We start from the raw sequence: 20,166 nt of genomic DNA, 5'->3' as shown, positions 1-20,166 counted from the left end.
TATTTTACGGAAAATTGTATTATTCTTTTTTGTAAGCATTTAAGAACTAAACTATTGCTAACTTAAAAGCTGTATTTTACAAATGGCATTATCAGATTTTGATTTCAGGTATTATATAAATGTTTTGCAAATTGAAAGATAGGCCATATATTGTTCTGTTAATAGTAGAAGTATACTTATTCAAATTTTGTATTGTATGAATTTTTCATTCTCTGATTATCAATGCGAGGATTTCTTCGATGAGATGTTTACTCCCGATGGACAAATCCGTCCGGGGTATGAACATTTAAAAAATAAATTTGAAAATTTAACTAACGAAGACCTCACAAACAGGCAGTTAGCTACGGAGCGGGCGTTGCTTTCAATGGGTATAACGTTCAATGTATATTCGGAAGGTGAAGGCACAGAGCGGATTATGCCAATCGATATTATCCCGCGTGTGCTGCCAAATGCAGAATGGGAATGGTTGGAAAAAGGTTTGAAGCAGCGTATCAAGGCGCTGAATATGTTTATACACGATGTTTATAATGAACAGAATATATTGAACGACGGCGTTGTCCCGAGAGATCTTATAGAATCCAGTAAATGTTTTCTGAAACCGTGCATTGGTTTGAATCCTCCGAAGGGAATCTGGTGCCATATAACAGGTACAGATTTGATCAAAGGGGATGACGGAACCTTTATGGTTCTGGAAGACAATCTGCGGTGTCCGTCAGGTGTTTCTTATATGATAGAAAACAGGGAGCTGTCAAAACAAATTTTCCCGGATGTGCTCGCGCGTACCGGAGTCCGTCCTGTTTCGGATTATCCGACCAGGCTTTTGCAAATGCTGCAGCACTTAGCGGACCGGCCAAACCCAACCGTGGCAGTTCTGACGCCGGGAATTTATAACTCTGCTTATTTTGAGCACTCTTATCTGGCTCAGCAAATGGGTGTGGAGCTGGTAGATGCCCGCGATCTTGTAGTTTCTGATGGTTATGTGAAGATGCGCACGACAAGCGGACTTCAGATTGTTGATGTTATCTATCGTCGTATTGACGATACATTCCTGGATCCGGAAGCCTTTAATCTGGATTCATTAATCGGTATTCCGGGAATATTTGAGGTTTACAAGAAGGGTCGGGTGGCCCTGGCCAATGCGCCCGGAACCGGCGTTGCCGATGATAAGGTTGTTTATGCCTATGTACCCCGCATCATCGAATATTATTTGAAGGAAGAGGCAATTATACCGAATGTAAAAACATATATCTGCCGGGAACCTGATGATTTCGAATACGTGCTTGCCAATATTCAGGATCTCGTTGTGAAAGAAGCGAACGAGGCGGGTGGTTATGGTATGATGATCGGTCCGAAAGCTACCGAGGAAGAACACGAAATTTTCAGACAAAAAATACGGGATAATCCGCGTAACTACGTTGCCCAGCCAACAATTTCTCTTTCACGGGTTCCCTGTATGGTCGATGGGCATGCAGAGGGGCGCCACGTTGACCTTCGCCCGTATATTTTATATGGGGATGAAATCAATGTGATACCGGGTGGGCTTACCCGTGTAGCATTAAGAAAAGGTTCACTTGTTGTCAATTCTTCACAAGGAGGCGGTGGTAAGGATACCTGGGTATTGTACTAAGTCGAGAATAAAAAGTTTTTAGAGAAGAATTTTGGAGAAATTAATGCCAGTGTCTGTTTTCCGGGCACTGGCATTAATTTTTTAATGTTGGACACCTAACAAGATCTGTTTCTAAAACTTTATTAACTTAAATGGAAACGAAATGCAACGTGAAGTAACCGGCTGGTATAGTCCGTCGCTGAATAAACAAATGGATATTGCCGTGTACGGGCATTACGGATTTGCTTTGTTATTAATTCCCACAGCAGCGTCAGATTACCTGGAATATGAAAAGAATGGATTGATAGAAAGTATTGCCCCATACATAAATTCAGGCAAGGTCAAGGTATATTGTATTAACAGTATCAATGGCGAAAGCTGGCTAAATCCACACATGCACGGATACGACAAGGCCGTTCGGCATCAACATTTTAACGACTACGTAATTAAGGAAGTTGTTCCGTTTATAAAGGATACAACAAGCCAAAAAAATGAAATTATCACCGCAGGAGCATCACTCGGGGCATTTCACGCTGCGAACTTATTTTTTCGCTATCCGGATTTTATTCATGGCGTAATTGGTATGAGCGGATGTTATGATTTGACTGAATATACGAATGGTTATTATGATGATAACGTATACTTCAATTCTCCAACTCATTACCTCTCACAATTAAAAGCTGAGTGGCAATTATCTTTATATCGCGAGAGCAGACATATTCACTTTGTTACGGGTTCGGGAGCGTATGAGCATCCGGAATGCTCTCAGCGGATTTCTTCTATTCTGGCTGCTAAAAATGTTCCGCATGAGCTTGATATCTGGGGAGAAGATATTCCGCATGAATGGTGGACCTGGAAAAGAATGTTGCCTTATTATCTGGAAACACGTTTTTAAAAAGAAATCCGATTTTCATGCTCGCCAGATAAACTGATCTGCAACACGAAAATCGGAATTATTTTAAACGAAATCTGTAAGACTTTTCACGCCCCTTCGAACTGCCGTAAGAAACGGACGTCGTTTTCAGTGAACAATCTTAAATCGCTGATCCCGTAGCGTAGCATTGTAATCCGTTCGATTCCCATTCCGAACGCAAAACCCGTAAATTCTTCACTATCAATTCCTGCATTTTCAAGAACAGCAGGATCAACCATGCCAGAACCTGCGATTTCTACCCATCCGGTATGTTTACATATGTTGCAGCCTTTTCCTTTACAGATAAAGCAGGTAACATCTATTTCAGCGCTTGGTTCCGTAAACGGGAAGTAGGATGGGCGGAGACGAATTTGGGAATCCTTGCCAAACATTTCCTTGGAGAAATGAAGCAAAGTATCTTTTAAGTCTTTAAAACTTACGTTACGATCAATATACAAACCTTCTACCTGATGAAATACGCAGTGCGCACGCGCCGAAATGGCTTCGTTCCGGAATACGCGCCCAGGCATAATCGAGCGGATAGGCGGCTTTTGTCTTTCCATCAAACGAATCTGAACGTTGGAAGTATGCGTTCTTAATAATACGTCATCTTTAACGGCACCCTCTCCTTTTGAAATGAAGAATGTATCCTGCATTTCACGTGCCGGATGATTATCCGCGAAATTTAATGCGCCGAAGTTATACCAGTCCGTCTCTATTTCAGGCCCGTAGGAAACATTGAATCCCATACGTTCGAAAATCTCGATAATACGACGACGAACGATTGTTAACGGGTGAATACTTCCCTGGAGGTTCGGAGCAACCGGCAGCGTCAGGTCGAGCTGCGCGTCTTCGTTATTTTCTGCAGCATTTTCCAGGTTTGCGGTAAAATCCTGAAAACGGGTCTGAGCAAGATTTTTTAAAGTATTTAATTCCTGTCCAACGGCACGGCGATCTTCCTGGGGAATATTTTTAAGTCCTTCAAACAATTCGGTAACAACGCCCTTCTTGCTTATATACCGTAAACGAAATGCTTCAAGTTGTTCTTTATTTTCAACCTGGCTTATTTCAATTTCTTGGAGTAATTCCTTAACCCGATCAGTAATCATAAATTTTATTGGTTGTAAAAGAAACGTAATCGGGTCCAGATCACTGGTTGCCAACTGCCGTATTCCGGTATTTTCTATTTATTCTAAACGGGCTGCCAAGCAGGTTGGTTCCGCATTGAAATCTGCTGCAAAGATAGATAAAGTTATGAGGCGTTAGAGGAGATTTTTTGAAGGCAAGCAAAAATATCCTTGAATAGAGCCTGAAAATGCCAATTCGGGCACTAAGTAAAATTACGTGTTTTGGTAAGTTCAGTTACGTCTTTTCAATTGGGTGTGCTTTGTTAATATATTGACTGACAGAAATTTAGCAAAAAATACCTATTTGTGGGTACTTTACTTGTCGGAATATTCCATTTAAATTTGAATCAGAAACAACGTCAGAAAAACCAGCCCCAAGCATCATGAAAACATTAGGAACTTTTACTCATCAAACATTGTCGGACAATTCCTCTGCCGACAGAACAGTTAACATCTCTGTTCAATCTATGGGCAGAACAATTTTTCTTACTCCTGACATTATTACATTCTTGGAAGGAGAGGGGAACTACACTTTTATATATACAAATGCAGGGAAAAGATTTCTGGTTTCCAAAACATTAAAATCCCTTGCCGAAATTCTTGCGAACAATTTCATCCGCGTTCATAAATCATATCTTGTTAATTCGGACTATGTTGTTGAACGTATGGAAGACGACCGTATGCTGAAAATGTCTTGTGGTAAAGAAGTGATTGTTTCCAGAAGAAAAATCAAAGAAATCAGCGGCATCCTGAATCACACCAACCGTCGTATCAGTGCTTAAAAGAAACTCTATCGGAAAAAATTTACTAGGTATTAAATTAGTGGGTTATTCAAAAGGACAGCAGCCATCGCCAGATCGACGGCTGCATGTTTTGTTTGCCTGTGGGTTCTAAAATAATTTCAGTCCGAGCGTAACTTGCCAGGAAGTAATTTTTTGGCGGACAGTTGCGCTGTTGCCTTCTATTGGCTTACCATTTAGTTTGAAAGTAGCCAAATCTGTGAATGTCCCTTCCTTGCGGACATCTAGACTAAAACTTCCGAGGTCAAGGCCAGCACCAAACTGATAGCCGACTACGGCGTTGGACAATGAATTATCGCGGTTTGAAGAGTATTGTTTGAAAGCATCACTCAACTTCTGATTGTCGCCTACACGGAAAGAAAATAACGGTCCCGCCAGAATTCTGATCGGACCGCCTTTTAATCCGATCAGGATCGGGACATCGATATTGCTATATTTAATTCTGACATTCTGCGCAGTTGTCGAGCCGTCAGGAATTATCTGGAATGTCCCGCCTTTGGTAGAAACCAAAACCTCCGGCTGGACAAATATGGTACGTCCGAAACGCATATACACCCCGCCAACCCAGCCGGTTTTTGTGTCAAAACTCTGTTTGATGTTATCTTTCACTTCTGAGCCGTCGTATTTCAAATACGCATTTCCATTGTCGTCATAACGGGTTGTAAAAACATTACCCATTGTCAGTCGTGATAAATTCACGCCTCCCTTCAAACCGATAGCGAAACCTTTGGTCTGCGCCTGAGCAGAAATAATGGTTGTCAGGAATAAAAGGCTTGTATAAATTGTTCTCTTAATTACGTTCATACCGAAAAATTGTTGATGACTAAAACCGATTGATAACGTCAGGATATAAAAAACGGTACGCAAACCTACTATTTTTTGATTTAACGGGAAAAACGGTTGCATATTTGACAAATTTAAAGACGTTTTTGTAACATCATATACGACAACAAACTAAGAAAGGACCCTTATGGCCAAAGCCAAAACAGCATATTTTTGTCAGGAATGCGGATATAATTCACCCAAATGGGTTGGCAGATGTCCTTCTTGCGGCGAGTGGAACACCATGGTGCAGGAGGTAATCGAAAAAGAAGATAAAAAGACAACGGTGTCCTGGAAGGCAATCAATTTAGCCAGCCGGCCCAAAGCGATCTCGGAAATCGAATATGCAAACGAACCCAGGATTGTAACGGACGACGGTGAGTTAAATCGTGTTTTGGGTGGTGGAATTGTGAAAGGTTCGCTGGTTTTGATAGGAGGAGAGCCTGGAATTGGGAAATCAACTCTAATGCTTCAGATCGCGCTGACGCTAACCAAGAAAAAAGTTCTTTATGTTTCGGGTGAAGAATCAGAACAGCAGATCAAAATGCGTGCGGAGAGGATGTCTTCGAAAAGCGAGAATTGTTTTATTTTAACAGAAACACATACGACAAATATTTTCAGACAAATAGAAGACTTTCAACCGGAAATTTTGATTATTGATTCTATTCAGACCATGCAGTCTGCTTACATAGAATCCGGTGCCGGAAGTGTATCGCAAGTACGGGAATGTACCGCGGAATTTATGAAGTACGCCAAGGAAACCGGCGTTCCGGTTTTTTTAATCGGACATATTACAAAAGACGGCTCATTAGCGGGCCCGAAGGTTTTGGAACACATGGTGGATACGGTGTTGCAATTTGAAGGCGACCGTCATACAACATACCGGATTTTGCGAACAGTAAAAAACCGTTTTGGAAGTACTTCTGAGCTTGGTATTTATGAAATGCACGCTGCTGGATTGAGGCAGGTGAGCAATCCTTCTGAAATACTTATTTCCCAACGCGATGAGCCTATCAGCGGAATTTCAATTGGTTCGATGATGGAGGGAAATCGTCCTTTATTAATTGAAATTCAGTCGCTGGTGAGTGTTTCTACATATGGAACGCCACAACGAAGCGGGACCGGTTTTGATGCTAAAAGGCTACAAATGCTGTTAGCAGTTCTGGAAAAACGCGGCGGTTTCAGGCTTGGTGTTCAGGATGTATTTCTAAATGTCGCCGGTGGTTTACGTGTAGAGGATCCCGCAATCGATCTATCGGTAGTGGCCTCTATTGTTTCGTCTTATGAGGATTCTTTTATCCCGCCCTCTGTATGTTTTGCGGCGGAGGTTGGACTGGGAGGCGAGGTCCGGGCAGTAAATAGAATAGAAAGCCGTATTTCAGAAGCTGCTAAACTGGGTTTTAAGAAAATTTACATATCAAAGTATAATGGTAAAGGTCTGGATTTTAAAGATGCTAAAATAGAGGTTGTAACAGTAGCGCATTTGGATCAGCTTTTTATGGAATTGTTTTTAAATAAGTAATAGTTATTTGAAACAAATTGCTGTTGTTTGTCGTATACAACTAAAAGGAATAATAATAAATCATTCTTTTTGCTCAACTATTTAATTCTACGTTATAAATCAGTCATTTCGGTCGTATGGAGGAAATATTAGTTGGCCATTCTATTACATAACGTAGAAATAGTTGGCTAAATTTGCAAATTGTGGTATATTGCACTAGTCAACTTATGTTTACATATATTTACGTATATATCCAGAGCAGATATCGCGTGAATTTGCTTTAAGCAATCACAATTGAGATTTATCCTAACGTTGTGAAAATTAAATCAATTCGAATAAGAGGTTTTAACACACATAAAACCACATTTTTAAGTTAACTCATCTCACTATGGTTTCAGTTATAATGCCTTGTTATAATTCCCAGAAATATATTTCTTCCAGCATCGAATCTGTTTTGGCGCAGTCGGTTACAGAATGGGAACTATTGATCATTAACGATGCATCAACTGATAACACGAAAGATATAATTAACGATTTTTCGAAACGAGATCCTCGAATAAAAGTATTTCATTTGGAAAAGAATAGCAGTGCTGCTGTTGCCAGAAATATTGGAATTGACAATGCGCAATATAAGCACATTGCGTTTTTGGATAGTGACGATCTCTGGCTTCCTGAAAAGTTAGATAAGCAGCTTTCTCTGATGGAAAAAAGAAATATGCCCTTTTCCTTCACTTCCTATTATGTAATCAATCATGAAGGCAAGGTATTGGAACTTCGGAAAGCACCTGAGATTGTAAACTATGATAAACTATTAAACCATGGAAATGAAATTGGCTGTCTAACGGTTATGTACAACCGTGAAAGATTTCAAAATTATCGCTTCAATGAGGAGATACGTATACACGAAGATTATAAGATGTGGCTTGATATGTTTGAAAATGTAGATACCGCCTACGCAATTGAAGAACCTCTTGCATTATACCGTGTTCATGCCGGCTCAAAAAATCTTAATAAATTCAGATCTTTGAAATGGAACTGGCTTTTATGGCGCAATTATCAAAAACAAAGTGTAATTTCTTCTTTAATAATTTCCCTTAGATGGATAAAAAATAAAGTTGTTCAGCGGTTAACGGTAAAGAAGCTTAATACTTCGCGTAATAATTCTTTAACCTTTCCGTCAGTCGATCAAAAATCGGTTTACTAAATTCAATAAAAAGCTGTTGAGGGTCGGGAGGTAACAGTTCCTGGCTTTTGCACATTCTTAGTTGAGCTGGGGTAAGTGCCCGCTCGTCTCCGTTAAAATTGGCCCACTCGCAAACCCAGTTGTATTCTCCTCCGAATTTTTCCTGGTTAACCTGCTGATTCGTTTTGAAATCCACGATTCGCATATCAAGCAAGCCGCTCGAATGTATGGTTTTTCGGTTTTTAGTGAGTTTCGCTGTCACTTTATCATAAAATTCTACCTTTCTCCTGTTAACGGTTTTTTCTCCAATTTTTACACTGTCCTTACTTACAACAGTTTCCGTATTTTTTTCAAGGAGTGTTTGCCCGACAATAAAATCGTCAAATTGAAGTGTGATAATATGATCAGGTTTTACTTTACTTTTTGTCGCTTCGGCAGGCGTATAAAACCTTACGAATTTATTCAGCCGTTGATTTGTTTGCAGAAACTCATAAATACGGTCCTGGAAATACGCATTGCTAAGCTGGTATACCTTCGAGGTTACCAAAACTTGCTCAACGACAACTTTGAACGAAGCTAGGTTATAAGAGGTTTCCAATCTGCGCTCGATATCATTATAATTTGGAGACAGCGCGCTCACCCGCTCGAAATGTTCGTAAGCAACTCTGGCATTACTGCGGTCTCCGGCAGCTATCATCTTTATTCCCTCAGAATAGTGAGATTCAACGGCTTTTTGCTTGCTATTTCTTTCTTCTTCATAGTAACTTCTTGCCTCCACAGTTTTCATACAGACCGGACAAGTTTTTACAGCTTCGTAAAGCTGATTTAGCTTTTGATAAGAAGCCAGCAGTTGTTCCCATTTAGGCAAGTCCGGTCCTGATTCATTTTTCTGAATATCATCAAGATGTTGAGCAACGGCGCTTGGAAAGGCTTGTCTTAAAATATCTAACGAAGAGCCATGTGTAGGATTATTGCGTAATTTGTCAGCCGCACGAAATACAGAATCGTCGAAATCTCCTCGTTTGAGGGATTTTTTAGCAGAATGGCAACCTCCTGCTACAATAAGAAAGATAATAAAAAGATAAAGAGAGGAAAATCTATTCATAAAATAGTTAGGCAAATCGGATACGGAGATTTGCGTAACAAATTTCTATAAAAATTATTTCATTTTCGAATGCTTTACTAAATACGCCATCAAAACCGGATCGAAACCTTTGGCAATATCGGCTTCAATAAAATCGATTTTATATTGTCCGCATTTTAGTTTTAGCTTTTGATAAAAATCACCAACGAATTTTTGATAAGATTCTCTGACCTGATCTGGCTGAACTTTTATTTTTTCTCCTGATTCAAGATCTATAAATTCATAAGGACGGTTTTCAAACGAAAATGTTTCTTCCGTTTTTTTATCCGTTACATGAAAAAGCAGCACCTCGTGAAGATTGTGTTTCAAATGTTGCAAGGCAGCAAAAATCAGCTCTGCTTCTTCAATATTCTCAAACATATCGCTGAAAATAACGACAAGAGAGCGTTTGTGAATTTTTTCGGCCAGGTGATGTAGAACTGTGGCAACAGAAGTTTTTTGCAAAGGACGCGTTTTTTGTAAAAGCGCGTTTAATTCCTGCATAATCTTGTGCACATGTGAAGGGGTAGATTTTACAGGTGTCTGCACTTCAATGGCATCCGAGAAAGTGCACAAACTGACAGCATCCTTCTGTCTTTGTAGCAAATAAGTCAGACTTGCCGCAGCCATCAGGCTGAACGTCATTTTGCCATAATTTTCTTCGGGGTAATACATCGAGGAGGAGGTGTCCAGTAATATGTGACACCGAAGATTGGTTTCCTCCTCGTAACGTTTTACATATAACCTGTCCGATTTGGCAAAAACTTTCCAATCAATATTTCTTGTTGATTCACCGGTATTGTACAACTGGTGTTCAGCAAATTCCACAGAAAATCCATGGAAAGGAGATTTATGAAGTCCGGTAATAAAACCTTCAACCAGCTGTTTGGCCAGAAATTCAAGATTCCCAAATTCTCTGATTTTTGCTAAATCCAGTTGTCTGTTATTCATACAGATAAAAACAAATTAATCTTTTGTACGCATGGAAATAATTTTACCTGCCTTGTGATCAACTTCCTCATTGGAGTCCAGCATTACCATTCCTTCCATACCTACAATGCGCATGGAAACGCTGGCTACACCACTGGAAATGATTCCGATTAAGCGGGCAGCTTCTTTACTAACATCGACCATCCTGTTTTTGGAATAAGGGCCGCGATCATTTACTCGAACTATAACTCTTTGATTCGTAGCCAGATTTGTGATTTCCAGCATCGTGTTAAGCGGTAATGTGCGGTGCGCAGCGGAAAGTTCCGTACTCTTGTGAATTTCTCCTGAGGAGGTTTTTCGCCCGTGAAAGCGTGATGAATAAAATGAAGCGCGACCAACTTCTGTTTTGCCTAGGCTTATCTGTGCTTCTGCATCAGGGAGTGCCGCCAGGGACAAAAATAATAGAATCAGAATCCGATGATAAGTCATATCTGAGCGTTTAGGTGGAACATAACAAGACTCCAAGAAGCCTTATCTTTTACCATAATTACGGAGTAGGGCAGACCCACATTCCCGCATATTATTCAAATGTAACGGAATAAACATAGAAATACATGTGTCATGTTGATAAAGTGCAACATAAATCGCAAAAGTTTTAATTTTTGGTGGCAAGGTATTTGCTAATATATGCCGGTTTTTTTGTTCGCAGCAATAAACTTTCTATTTTAGCGTTTGCAAACCTATTAAAAACTAAACATAGTGGAAGACAGAGAGCAAATCTACTCCAAAAGGGTCAGGGCGGGAAAACGGACTTACTTCTTCGATGTTCGCTCTACGCGATCCAACGACTATTACCTAACCATTACCGAAAGTCGCCGTCATCCGCAGGGAGAAGGCTTTACATACGAAAAACACAAGATGTTTTTGTACAAAGAAGACTTTGATAAGTTTGTAGAGGCTTTGAAGGATGCGGTAGATCACGTGAAAACGGAATTGATGCCAGAAGTTGATTTTTCTCAGTATGAGGCCAAAGCGGATGAAGTAGACGCGATCGGCGAGTCAGATCTGAAGTGGGAATAAAAAACTTTACTTTTTTAGAAGAGCCTTCGCAAATCATTGACGAAGGCTTTTAGTTTTTCTGTCAGGTAATTGGTAATTTTGCATGAAATTATCAAGGCTTGCTATTTAAGTGTGGCCATTTACCATTTTAATATGATGAGGACATTGGCTGAATATGCCTTCCCATCTCATTTGTCTTAGTTTTTATGAGCCTTCAATGTGGAATTGTTGGATTACCGAACGTTGGGAAATCCACTTTATTTAATGCTATTTCTACCGGTAAAGCCGAAGCAGCCAACTATCCTTTTTGTACTATCGAACCAAATGTCGGCGTCGTAACGGTGCCTGATGAGCGTATTGATGTACTGATCGGACTGGTTAAGCCTCAGAAAGTGATACCAACGATTATGGAATTTGTTGATATCGCAGGTTTGGTAAAAGGCGCAAGTCAGGGTGCTGGTCTGGGAAATAAATTCCTTGCCAATATCCGTGAAGTAGATGCAATCGTTCACGTCGTGCGTTGTTTTCAGGATGAAAATGTTGTACACGTTGAAGGAAGAGTTGATCCGGTATTTGATAAAGAAATTATCGATATAGAATTGCAATTGAAAGATTTGGAATCTATCGAGAAAAAAATGCAAAAAACGGAAAAAGGAGCGAGGGCAGGCGATGCAAAAGCAAAGGCCGAACTCGAACTTTTGAAAAAATATAAAGAAACGCTCGAAGCAGGAAAAAATGCACGGAGCCTTGTCGTTTCAGATCCTGATCTGAAAGAGTCCGCAGTTGGGGATTTGAAATTACTTACGGATAAACCGGTTCTTTACGTTGCAAACGTTGACGAAGGTTCCATGCTAACGGGTAATGAGTATTCCGAGAAGCTAAGAGAGGCAGTAGCGCACGAAGGTGCTGACGTTATTGTTCTTTGTGCTGCTATCGAATCACAGATTTCTGAAATCGAAGATGAGGAAGAGCATGAAATGTTCCTTGGAGAATACGGTTTGAAAGAATCGGGTTTGAGCAAGCTTATCAAAGCTTCTTATGCGCTCTTGAATCTTATTACTTATTTTACAGCCGGTGTTAAAGAAGTTCGTGCCTGGACAATCGTGAAAGGCTGGAAAGCGCCGCAGGCTGCCGGTGTTATTCACAGTGATTTCGAAAAGGGTTTTATTCGTGCTGAGGTTATCAAACTTGCAGACTACGAACAATACAAATCAGAAGCCGGTGTAAAAGAAGTTGGCAAAATGGCTGTTGAAGGGAAAGAATATGTTGTTGTGGATGGTGATATTATGCACTTTCGTTTCAACGTTTAATTTACATTGGTTAATAAAAAACGGGCTGCTTCTCATTCGAAAGGCAGCCCGTTTTTTATAATTATCTCGTTATTCAAAAAAATTGGGTTCATCTTTATGAATCATCGCCCGAAAGGTGTCCGTCATGAAAATAATATCATCAATCTGATTTTGGGCCTTACTTAAAATGTGTATACTAAGGCCGTCACTGATCAGTTTCGCAAACAACTGATGCAGCAAAATTAAATCTTCAACATTTACAGAAAAATCACGGACAACATACATATGAAATCCTCTGTCCTGCAACTGGGAAAAGTATAATACCAGGTGGAAATCCTGACCGTTGTAAAAAGATATTACGTGGTTTTCTTCAAATTTCGCCGGCATTTCACGATGATCTACCAGGCAATCAATAATCTCAACTTCATTTTTAGTGAGAAATAAATTGGGTGTCAGTGCCCAATCAGACGTAAACTCTCTCATACGGTCCGCTTTTAATTTGCAATCTAGCTAATCTACTATTCGAATATAAAACTATTTCTACAAAAATCAAGCCAGCCTATCTTCTTCTGTTCCATTCGATCGTTTTATAGCCAATTAGCAGATCAGAGCGGCTTGTTGGTGGGCGATGATAGATAAGAATGTCGTAGTCATTTTCTGTTGTCGCATAATTTCCTTCCACATAGCCGTCATCAACTTTTGGAGGATTCCCTTTTACAACGGTATATTCATAGTTAACGACGCCTTGTTTGATCAATATATCAGCCTGATAAGCTTTGGTGTCCTGATTGAATTCCATTCTGTTCCGGTCATTAAGCTGCCATAAATTAAAGGCACCATTTACATAAATCGTCGCATCAGGATCTTCTTCAATTTTAAGGGTAAATAAGGTAGGTGTGTAATCTGCTTCCACACTTCCACGTCCTGATTCTTTTTGATCAACGATATACTGACCATTTAAATCTTCTATTTGAATGTATCCATTATCTGCGCGCGATCGGTCTGGTGTGATTGTCAGGCTTGTATTCTCACCTGAACGCTCCAATGCGTAGACGCCATAACCTCGTCCCGATAAGGTTCTGCTATCGAAATATCTGAATTCATTACCACCGGGAAAAGTATTTTCCAGATCGAAAAAGGTGTATTCCAGTATCGAATCAAAGGGCCGGACATTGGTTGGTTTAAAATTAGATTTTGCCTGATCAAACCGGAAATTTTTGCGAAGTACGACTTTGAGATCCTGCTGTGGCGAGATCAGGTTATAGCCTTTGTAATCTATACTGAAATCAATCTGCTGATCAGAAAATTGTTGTTTGATTCCTTGAGAAAAGCGTGCTTCCGCCGTGATAGCAACTCTCGTCTCATAAATCATGAACCGTCTTGTCAGAAGTGTCCTTCTGCCCCGATCCGATGAAACAATAAGCACATAATTTCCTGAAAGTTTCAATTTTGGCACCTCAAACCGGTAATGTGTATAGGCGACCTTAGTACTGAAAGATTGCTCGTAATTAGTCAGCGGATAGTCGTTGTATTCGTAAGTGAATTCTATATCATTGAGGTTAGATTTTGTCCAATCAGCATTACAGTGAATAATTTTGGCACGAAGTCCGGTCATACTGGTTGTCATATCATCAAATTCGAGGACAAGCGGCAGACTGCTTTGTATCGGAATGATCGGAGGTGATATCAGACGCGTAGGGTTTTCTTTATCTTCGATACCGGGATAGAGTAATACGGTTTTTATATCGTCTGTATAAACGTAATCTTCCAACCGGATATCCGGATTTTGAGCCCGGCACAGAAAAAATGATAAACTGAAAAGAGTAAAAATAATATAGCGCATAAATTTATTTTGTTGCAAAAAATGTAAAGATCAAAAAGAAACAACGTATGAATGGCGACGATGTTTTTTGACATAATTAACTATTTTAGTTTAGAAGATAAACTTTATGTCTACTCCACCCAGAAAATATTATTCAATAGCAGAATATCTGGATATCGAACGTGACACCGATTATAAAAGTGAATATCATAAAGGCGAAATTTTTACAATGGCCTGGGCAGGTCATAACCAAAATCGGATTGTAGAAAATCTTTCAATTGAAATCGGAGGAGTTTTTAAGGAAGCCGTGAAGGACATATTCCAGCGACCAACGTATTCATATTTCTGAAACAGGTCTTTAAACTTATCCGGGGGATATGTTTAAATTAATTCGAGATCTTTTGTGGCAGAAGTTTCTAGGAAAAATGAAAAGGATTTTGGGGTTAGTCTCGGAAGCATATAACCTGAATGATCGGTTGGAAATGAGGAGTGTCGGTTTGACGTTGGCAATAACAGATATTGATGCTTAGACGGAAGATTTGATCTCAGAAGTTAATGAATAGAAAAAAAATGGTCATTTCAGTTTAAACCGAAGTGACCATTTTTTTAATTCTGTTAAAAAAATTATATCAACCTAATTCTTCAACCTCCATCATAGCAGTTTCCCATGATTCGGTTGCCTGGTCAAGCTTTTTCTTCACGTCAGCATAAAAACGATTTAATTCAGCAAGTTTTGCAGAATCATTATATATCGCCGGCTGAGCCAGTTTTGCTTCGGTTTCAGATTTTTTAGCTTCCAGATTGCTGATGGTTGCTTCAAGTTCTTCAACCTGTTTCTTCGCTTTTTTCAATTTCTGAACATCTTCGGAAGAAGTTGCTTTATTCGTATTCTTTTGCGCGTTTCCGTTATTATTGGCAGCCTGATTGCTTTTTACCTGCGGCGGTGCACTGCTCACGGTTGCTTTTTCACTTACCGCTGACTGTAATCCGCGCTCTTCAATCCATCTTTCGTACTCAACATAGGTACCAGGATATTCCTTGATCTGATGATCTTCGATATACCAGATTTTATTAGCGATGGATTCAACAAAATACCTGTCGTGGGAAACGACGATATAACTTCCTTCATATTGCTGCAAAGCCTGGATCAGAATGTTCACTGACTGCATGTCCAAGTGGTTGGTAGGCTCATCTAGCAGCAGGAAATTTGCTTGTGAAAGCAGAACTTTTGCCAAGGCAACACGCGATTTTTCTCCCCCTGAAAGTACTTTGATCTTTTTAAATACATCGTCTCCCGAGAAAAGGAAACAACCCAAAACTGTACGTAATTCCGTTTCAGTTTTTGTTGAATTTGCGTATTTAAGTTCTTCTAAAAGATTGTGGTTAATGTTTAGAGATTCGAGCTGATGCTGGGCGTAGAACGTAAACATCACATTATGACCTAATCTTCTTTTTCCTTCAATCGGTTCGGTACCGGCAACAACACGTAAAGCCGTAGATTTACCGCGTCCGTTTGCTCCGATCAACGCAATTTTATCACCGCGTTCCATGGTGATACTGGTATGGTCCAGAATTACTTTATCTCCATAGGCTTTCGAGGCATCTTCCAATTGGAAAACATGACGGCCAGGCTGCGTTGTAAATTGGAAACGGAAATGGACTTTTGCATTTTCGTCCACAACGGCATCCACAACTTCCATTTTATCAAGTGCCTTTACACGGCTTTGTACCTGCTTGGATTTTGTCGCTTTGGCTTTGAAACGTTCAATAAAACGTTCTGTTTGCTTAATTTTGGCTTGCTGGTTTTCGAAAGCTCCGCGTTGGATATCGTTACGCAAGGCTTTTTCTTCCAGATAGTAAGAATAATTTCCGGAGTACAAATTCAATTTTCCTCCTGAAACTTCAACAATTGTATCAACAGTATTGTCAAGAAACGCTCTATCGTGAGAAACAACGATCACAGCACCTTCATAACTTTGAACATATTTTTCAACCCACTGAATAGACGGTAAGTCCAAGTGGTTGGTAGGTTCATCGAGCATTAAAAGTGAAGGTTTTTGCAAAAGTAATTTTGCAAGCATAACCCGCATTCTCCATCCCCCTGAGAATAATCGTAATGGTCTGTGTAAATCGTCCGTTACAAAGCCAAGTCCTTCAAGGATTGCTTCCGCTTTCGACTGGATCGTATAACCGTCTAACGCATCAAATTCATCCTGCACTTTAGCAAGTTTGTCTACCAGCTCGTCGCGGTAGTTATGCTCCATTTCGTGCAGGATTTTATCAATCTGCACCTGAAGCTGGTTTTGGCGCTCAAATGCCTGCATAGCAACCGCCAAAATCGACTCATCACTTTGATAAGAAAGCAAATCCTGGTTCAGGAAGCCAATCGTGCAATCTCCTGATTTAGAGATGCGCCCTTCGTCCGGCTGGTATTCCCCATCGATCATCCGAAGCAGGGTGGATTTCCCTGTTCCATTCAGACCGATAAGGCCAATTTTCATTTTTGGCTTAATATGAAGCGACGCGCCATCGTAAAGTGCGCGGTCGCCAAGATAATAACTGAGGTTCGTAATCGCGATCATGCCGCAAAGGTACGGATAAGATAGAGATTGTGAAAATGCAACTTGTTGGAATAGTTATAAAATCAAATAGTTAATCCGAAATATGACATTAATCTTGTAAATTTGTGTTGTGGGTAACACAGAGTTTCACAGAGGGTTTAAGAGGGGCACAGAGTTTTCTCTTAACAAAGATAATTCTGTATCGCAAAAGATTCTTCTGTCTGCTATTGAGCCCTGGATGTTAATTTATCAAAATATTTTCAGATATGAACTATACATACAAGTTGAGGTTGGTGCCAGAACCAGAGGGAGGATATACGGTTTTCGTTCCGGCTCTTCCGGGATGTATTACGTATGGTGAAAGTATCGACGAAGCATTGGCAATGGCGAAGGAGGCTATTTCCCTATATGTTGAAGAGTTAGCAGAGCGAGGGGAGCCAGTTCCTGACGATAGTAATACGTTGGAATATTCTCTAAGTCTTGTTGCGTGAACTTATCACCGTAATATTTAATAAAACTCTTAGAGTCTAATGGTTTTATTTTCAAAAGAGCAAAGGGATCGCATCAGGTTTTTTTCAATGCACATTCTAACAAAACAGCGATCGTCCCTTTTCATGGAGGAAAAGATCTTAAAAAAGGAACGTTTCTGGCTATTCTTAAACAGGCTGGAATAGATATTAATAGTTAAAAATATAAATTTTGAACAATCTATTTCCCATATTTCTGAAACTTGAAAATCTTCATACGCTTATCATCGGTGGCGGTTATGTTGGTCTGGAAAAAATTACTGCGGTTTTGGATAATTCTCCCGAGGCTACCGTAACCCTGGTGTCGCCGGAAATCCGGCAGGAGATTCGTGAGATCGCAGCTGGTAATGAAAGACTTTCTTTAATCGAGCGAAAATTCGAGGATGAAGATTTGGTCGAAAAAGATCTGGTCATAGTTGCGACGAATGACAAGGAAGAAAATAAAAGAATAAAATCTGTCGCGCGGACAAGACATATGCTTTGCAATGTTGCCGACACGCCGCCGTTATGTGATTTTTATCTTTCTTCTGTTGTTAAAAAAGGTAATTTGAAAGTAGCAATTTCAACCAATGGTATGTCGCCGACGATGGCAAAACGCCTTAAAGAAGTGTTGAACGATGCATTACCTGATAATCTGGAAACCGCAATGGAACAATTAAAAGCAGTAAGAGATATGCTGAAAGGGGATTTTGCTTATAAGGTGGATGAACTAAACCGGATCACGTCTGTGCTGGTTGAAAAGTCTGAGATTAAGGAGTAACACGATTTATCACATCAGCCCAAATTCCCGCATCGCTCTTGGGAAATTCTTTCCTTCGTGTCCTGATCTGCTTAGTTTTACCAAGGCAAAACGCTGCAAAGTGTCAAGGTCGATCCATTGCTTTAATGTTGGAATCTTGCAATTCCATTCGGCTGCTGTTCGCTTTACTTCCTGCGGTATTTCATGAATTTCATTCCAGCTGTCGTTAATATCTGACAGTAAACTTGCTTCCTGACTTGCATATTTCCAGACCAATTCTTTTACAAATTGGCCGTATCGTTCAATTTCACAATCCAGATAGCAAGGCAGAAAAGCCAGTTGCGTTTTTTCTTCAACACTAATTTTTACCCATTCAGGAAGTTTTAATTTGATCCCGCAACTATCCAGTTTATAGCGCACAATCATCGGGATACAACGAAGCGATTCTACGAAATCACTTTCAAAATCAAAGAAAAAGGGAGCGATGGTTTCGGTTTTCATTTTGATATGATTTAAAATAAAACAGATGCAGGTAATTGAATTTCAATCAGTTCATCTTTCTCGGCACCACAGGTTGCACAGCAATAATCTGTGGGCAAGGAGTCAAATGTTGTCCCCGGGCAAATACTATTAAGTGTGTCACCATATTCAGGATGATAAATCGTAAGACAGTCTGGACATTGGTGAACGGTTGATGGCAAAGCAATTATTTCTTTTGGCTGTTCGTCAATATGGAAAGTCTCGGTGTTTTCCAACGAACGGCGGTTATTGAATTTTCTGCACAATTTTTCAAGCTGCCAAGGCAAATGGATTTTAAACAATCCTCTTTCAAACAGAATGTGTTTCCGGTTATTCGGATTGAAATTCTCAGTGTAATATAAATCGTAAACACTAAAAAGTGAGAGCTGTGCAATTTGAATAAGCGGCCTTTTGCGAATTAAAACAGAGCCGAAAACTTCTGACTTTGCGCGTGTTTGTATGCCAAAAGAAAGTCCGAAAGTCCGTGTATCGTTTTTCTCTATATATCGTACCAGGAAATCTTTCAAATGTGTCCCTTCTTCGGTGTGATCTTCTGTTTGCCAGGCAAGTTCGTTGGCCGCATGGCGTACATTGATATTGTGTTTACCAAGAATATTGCTCCATGATGAACGATGATCATCTTCGATTCCTTTGATAATCAGTGATCGCCATGGTGTCACGCATATTTCTCCAACTCGTGTTTTAAGGCATAACAGACACAAATCAATCAAAAATTCAACGGAAAATAATTCATCCCTGCGATACAATCCCAGCCATGTTCTTGATTCGTAGCGGTTAAATCCTTCATAATAAGGAAGGGAGAAGGAGGGAAGTTCAAGTTCCTGGCTCGCTGGAATCGAAATAATGGTTGTGTGTTGTTTGACTTTTTCGTATAATTTTTCGTCGTTTTCGCATGTTTCGTAAAGCATGCAGTTTTCTAAAACTTTTGAAAGTCTTCCTATTTCATTGGTATAAATTAATTCCGGCCACCGAAAGAGTGTATTGCTTTGTTTTAATCGTATATAAAGATACCAGTAATGCGGTTCCGGTGATGAAACAAAATTTAAATTCCCAGTGAAAAAAGGGGTGAAACTTTGGTTGGAATCAGAAATATTAATTTTTAATTGGGGCTGAAAATCGAAGCTATCCAGCACCGAATGATATTCATTACTGCCAAGCCATTGTCCGGTTCTGAAAACTTCTTCACCGCAATAGGAACTGATGATATTTGGATGTTTTTCAGTGTTAAGCTCGTAGTTAATGTTAAGTTTTTGGAGGTCTTTTTCGATAAAACGAACCACTTCGTAATGGACTGTCAGCAATAGTTGCTGGCGCGCTCCAAAACGGACTTTGCGAATACCCGATGCCCACGCGGCTGTCAGTATGTCTTTGAGATATCCCGGCGAAACGATGCCTCCGGGGAGGTTGATTTTTATGGTGTAATAATCGCGCATGGTTGTTGTTTGTAATTCGTTATTGTTCTCGTGATGTCTATTACAAATTTGCGATCGGGTCTGATTTTATCCTATCTGATCCGGGTTCGGGTTCGGGTCCGGCCCAATAGGGCGTTGCCCCATCCTAAAATATAGCGCCCTTTCAGGGCTAGGAACTTCCGACCATCGTAGCCCTGAAAGGGCGTTATATC

General features: G+C 40.1%; 21 protein-coding genes. 11 read left to right on the top strand and 10 right to left on the bottom strand.

What is annotated here, in order from left to right:
- Positions 1 to 196: 196 nt before the first annotated feature.
- Positions 197 to 1,627, top strand: a complete 1,431-nt coding sequence (locus tag BMY70_RS12250; RefSeq protein WP_090335440.1) for a circularly permuted type 2 ATP-grasp protein — start codon at positions 197 to 199, stop codon at positions 1,625 to 1,627.
- A 142-nt stretch (positions 1,628 to 1,769) separates the two neighbouring features.
- Complete coding sequence (locus tag BMY70_RS12245) at positions 1,770 to 2,501, top strand: esterase family protein (RefSeq protein WP_090335439.1); 732 nt, start codon at positions 1,770 to 1,772, stop codon at positions 2,499 to 2,501.
- An 86-nt stretch (positions 2,502 to 2,587) separates the two neighbouring features.
- Here the strand turns inward: BMY70_RS12245 and pheS are convergent, their stop codons facing one another.
- Entirely contained in the window at positions 2,588 to 3,628 is a 1,041-nt protein-coding gene (gene pheS / locus BMY70_RS12240; RefSeq protein ID WP_090335523.1) for a phenylalanine--tRNA ligase subunit alpha, read from the bottom strand.
- 401 nt (positions 3,629 to 4,029) lie between these two features.
- Here pheS and BMY70_RS12235 point away from each other — a divergent pair, with 401 nt between their 5' ends.
- A complete protein-coding gene (locus tag BMY70_RS12235; RefSeq protein ID WP_229209580.1) occupies positions 4,030 to 4,428 on the top strand; it encodes a LytR/AlgR family response regulator transcription factor in 399 nt (132 codons plus the stop codon).
- Positions 4,429 to 4,536: 108 nt separating this feature from the next.
- Here the strand turns inward: BMY70_RS12235 and BMY70_RS12230 are convergent, their stop codons facing one another.
- Positions 4,537 to 5,250: a porin family protein gene (locus BMY70_RS12230; protein WP_090335521.1), complete on the bottom strand. Its 714-nt coding sequence runs from the start codon at positions 5,248 to 5,250 to the stop codon at positions 4,537 to 4,539.
- Between the two features lie 166 nt (positions 5,251 to 5,416).
- Here BMY70_RS12230 and radA point away from each other — a divergent pair, with 166 nt between their 5' ends.
- Together radA and BMY70_RS12220 are read left to right on the top strand one after the other, a co-directional pair.
- Entirely contained in the window at positions 5,417 to 6,790 is a 1,374-nt protein-coding gene (radA, locus tag BMY70_RS12225; RefSeq protein WP_090335438.1) for a DNA repair protein RadA, read from the top strand.
- Positions 6,791 to 7,157: 367 nt separating this feature from the next.
- Positions 7,158 to 7,973: a glycosyltransferase family 2 protein gene (locus tag BMY70_RS12220; protein WP_090335437.1), complete on the top strand. Its 816-nt coding sequence runs from the start codon at positions 7,158 to 7,160 to the stop codon at positions 7,971 to 7,973.
- Here BMY70_RS12220 and BMY70_RS12215 read toward each other — a convergent pair.
- The 3 genes from BMY70_RS12215 to BMY70_RS12205 are packed head-to-tail and all read right to left on the bottom strand — an operon-like array spanning position 7,912 to position 10,494.
- Positions 7,912 to 9,057 (bottom strand): hypothetical protein, encoded by a 1,146-nt coding sequence (locus BMY70_RS12215; RefSeq protein WP_090335436.1) that lies wholly within the window; start codon positions 9,055 to 9,057, stop codon positions 7,912 to 7,914. The genes BMY70_RS12220 and BMY70_RS12215 overlap by 62 nt on opposite strands.
- Before the next feature lie 54 nt (positions 9,058 to 9,111).
- A complete protein-coding gene (locus tag BMY70_RS12210) occupies positions 9,112 to 10,026 on the bottom strand; it encodes a DUF58 domain-containing protein (protein ID WP_090335435.1) in 915 nt (304 codons plus the stop codon).
- Positions 10,027 to 10,041: 15 nt separating this feature from the next.
- A complete protein-coding gene (locus BMY70_RS12205; protein WP_090335434.1) occupies positions 10,042 to 10,494 on the bottom strand; it encodes a septal ring lytic transglycosylase RlpA family protein in 453 nt (150 codons plus the stop codon).
- A gap of 270 nt (positions 10,495 to 10,764) precedes the next feature.
- On the opposite strand from BMY70_RS12205, the gene BMY70_RS12200 reads away from it, so the two are divergent.
- Together BMY70_RS12200 and ychF are read left to right on the top strand one after the other, a co-directional pair.
- Positions 10,765 to 11,085 (top strand): DUF3276 family protein, encoded by a 321-nt coding sequence (locus BMY70_RS12200; protein WP_090335433.1) that lies wholly within the window; start codon positions 10,765 to 10,767, stop codon positions 11,083 to 11,085.
- A gap of 185 nt (positions 11,086 to 11,270) precedes the next feature.
- A complete protein-coding gene (gene ychF, locus BMY70_RS12195) occupies positions 11,271 to 12,374 on the top strand; it encodes a redox-regulated ATPase YchF (protein ID WP_090335432.1) in 1,104 nt (367 codons plus the stop codon).
- 69 nt (positions 12,375 to 12,443) lie between these two features.
- On the opposite strand, the gene BMY70_RS12190 is transcribed toward ychF, so the two are convergent.
- Positions 12,444 to 12,836: a hypothetical protein gene (locus tag BMY70_RS12190; protein WP_090335431.1), complete on the bottom strand. Its 393-nt coding sequence runs from the start codon at positions 12,834 to 12,836 to the stop codon at positions 12,444 to 12,446.
- A gap of 76 nt (positions 12,837 to 12,912) precedes the next feature.
- Positions 12,913 to 14,196, bottom strand: a complete 1,284-nt coding sequence (locus BMY70_RS12185; protein WP_090335430.1) for a type IX secretion system plug protein — start codon at positions 14,194 to 14,196, stop codon at positions 12,913 to 12,915.
- 106 nt (positions 14,197 to 14,302) lie between these two features.
- Between BMY70_RS12185 and BMY70_RS12180 the strand changes: the two genes are divergently transcribed.
- Complete coding sequence (locus BMY70_RS12180; protein WP_090335429.1) at positions 14,303 to 14,524, top strand: PDDEXK family nuclease; 222 nt, start codon at positions 14,303 to 14,305, stop codon at positions 14,522 to 14,524.
- Positions 14,525 to 14,804: 280 nt separating this feature from the next.
- Here BMY70_RS12180 and BMY70_RS12175 read toward each other — a convergent pair whose 3' ends face one another.
- The gene (locus BMY70_RS12175; protein WP_090335428.1) at positions 14,805 to 16,757 is read right to left on the bottom strand and encodes an ABC-F family ATP-binding cassette domain-containing protein; all 1,953 of its coding nucleotides are present in this window, start codon (positions 16,755 to 16,757) and stop codon (positions 14,805 to 14,807) included.
- A 245-nt stretch (positions 16,758 to 17,002) separates the two neighbouring features.
- On the opposite strand from BMY70_RS12175, the gene BMY70_RS12170 reads away from it, so the two are divergent.
- The 3 genes from BMY70_RS12170 to BMY70_RS12160 are packed head-to-tail and all read left to right on the top strand — an operon-like array spanning position 17,003 to position 18,023.
- Positions 17,003 to 17,227 (top strand): type II toxin-antitoxin system HicB family antitoxin, encoded by a 225-nt coding sequence (locus BMY70_RS12170; protein WP_090335427.1) that lies wholly within the window; start codon positions 17,003 to 17,005, stop codon positions 17,225 to 17,227.
- A gap of 20 nt (positions 17,228 to 17,247) precedes the next feature.
- Positions 17,248 to 17,424: a type II toxin-antitoxin system HicA family toxin gene (locus BMY70_RS12165; RefSeq protein ID WP_262485743.1), complete on the top strand. Its 177-nt coding sequence runs from the start codon at positions 17,248 to 17,250 to the stop codon at positions 17,422 to 17,424.
- Between the two features lie 11 nt (positions 17,425 to 17,435).
- A complete protein-coding gene (locus BMY70_RS12160; RefSeq protein ID WP_090335426.1) occupies positions 17,436 to 18,023 on the top strand; it encodes a precorrin-2 dehydrogenase/sirohydrochlorin ferrochelatase family protein in 588 nt (195 codons plus the stop codon).
- Positions 18,024 to 18,032: 9 nt separating this feature from the next.
- On the opposite strand, the gene BMY70_RS12155 is transcribed toward BMY70_RS12160, so the two are convergent.
- Together BMY70_RS12155 and BMY70_RS12150 are read right to left on the bottom strand one after the other, a co-directional pair.
- Entirely contained in the window at positions 18,033 to 18,503 is a 471-nt protein-coding gene (locus BMY70_RS12155; protein WP_090335425.1) for a nitrate reductase associated protein, read from the bottom strand.
- An 11-nt stretch (positions 18,504 to 18,514) separates the two neighbouring features.
- Positions 18,515 to 19,975, bottom strand: coding sequence for a rubredoxin (locus BMY70_RS12150; protein ID WP_090335424.1), 1,461 nt, complete (start codon positions 19,973 to 19,975; stop codon positions 18,515 to 18,517).
- Positions 19,976 to 20,166: the final 191 nt, after the last annotated feature.

Source organism: Dyadobacter koreensis (genome assembly GCF_900108855.1).
In the GTDB taxonomy this organism is placed as follows: Bacteria; Bacteroidota; Bacteroidia; order Cytophagales; family Spirosomataceae; genus Dyadobacter; species Dyadobacter koreensis.
Note: the sequence above shows the minus strand (reverse complement) of the source record. Positions and strands in the feature narration are given on the sequence as shown.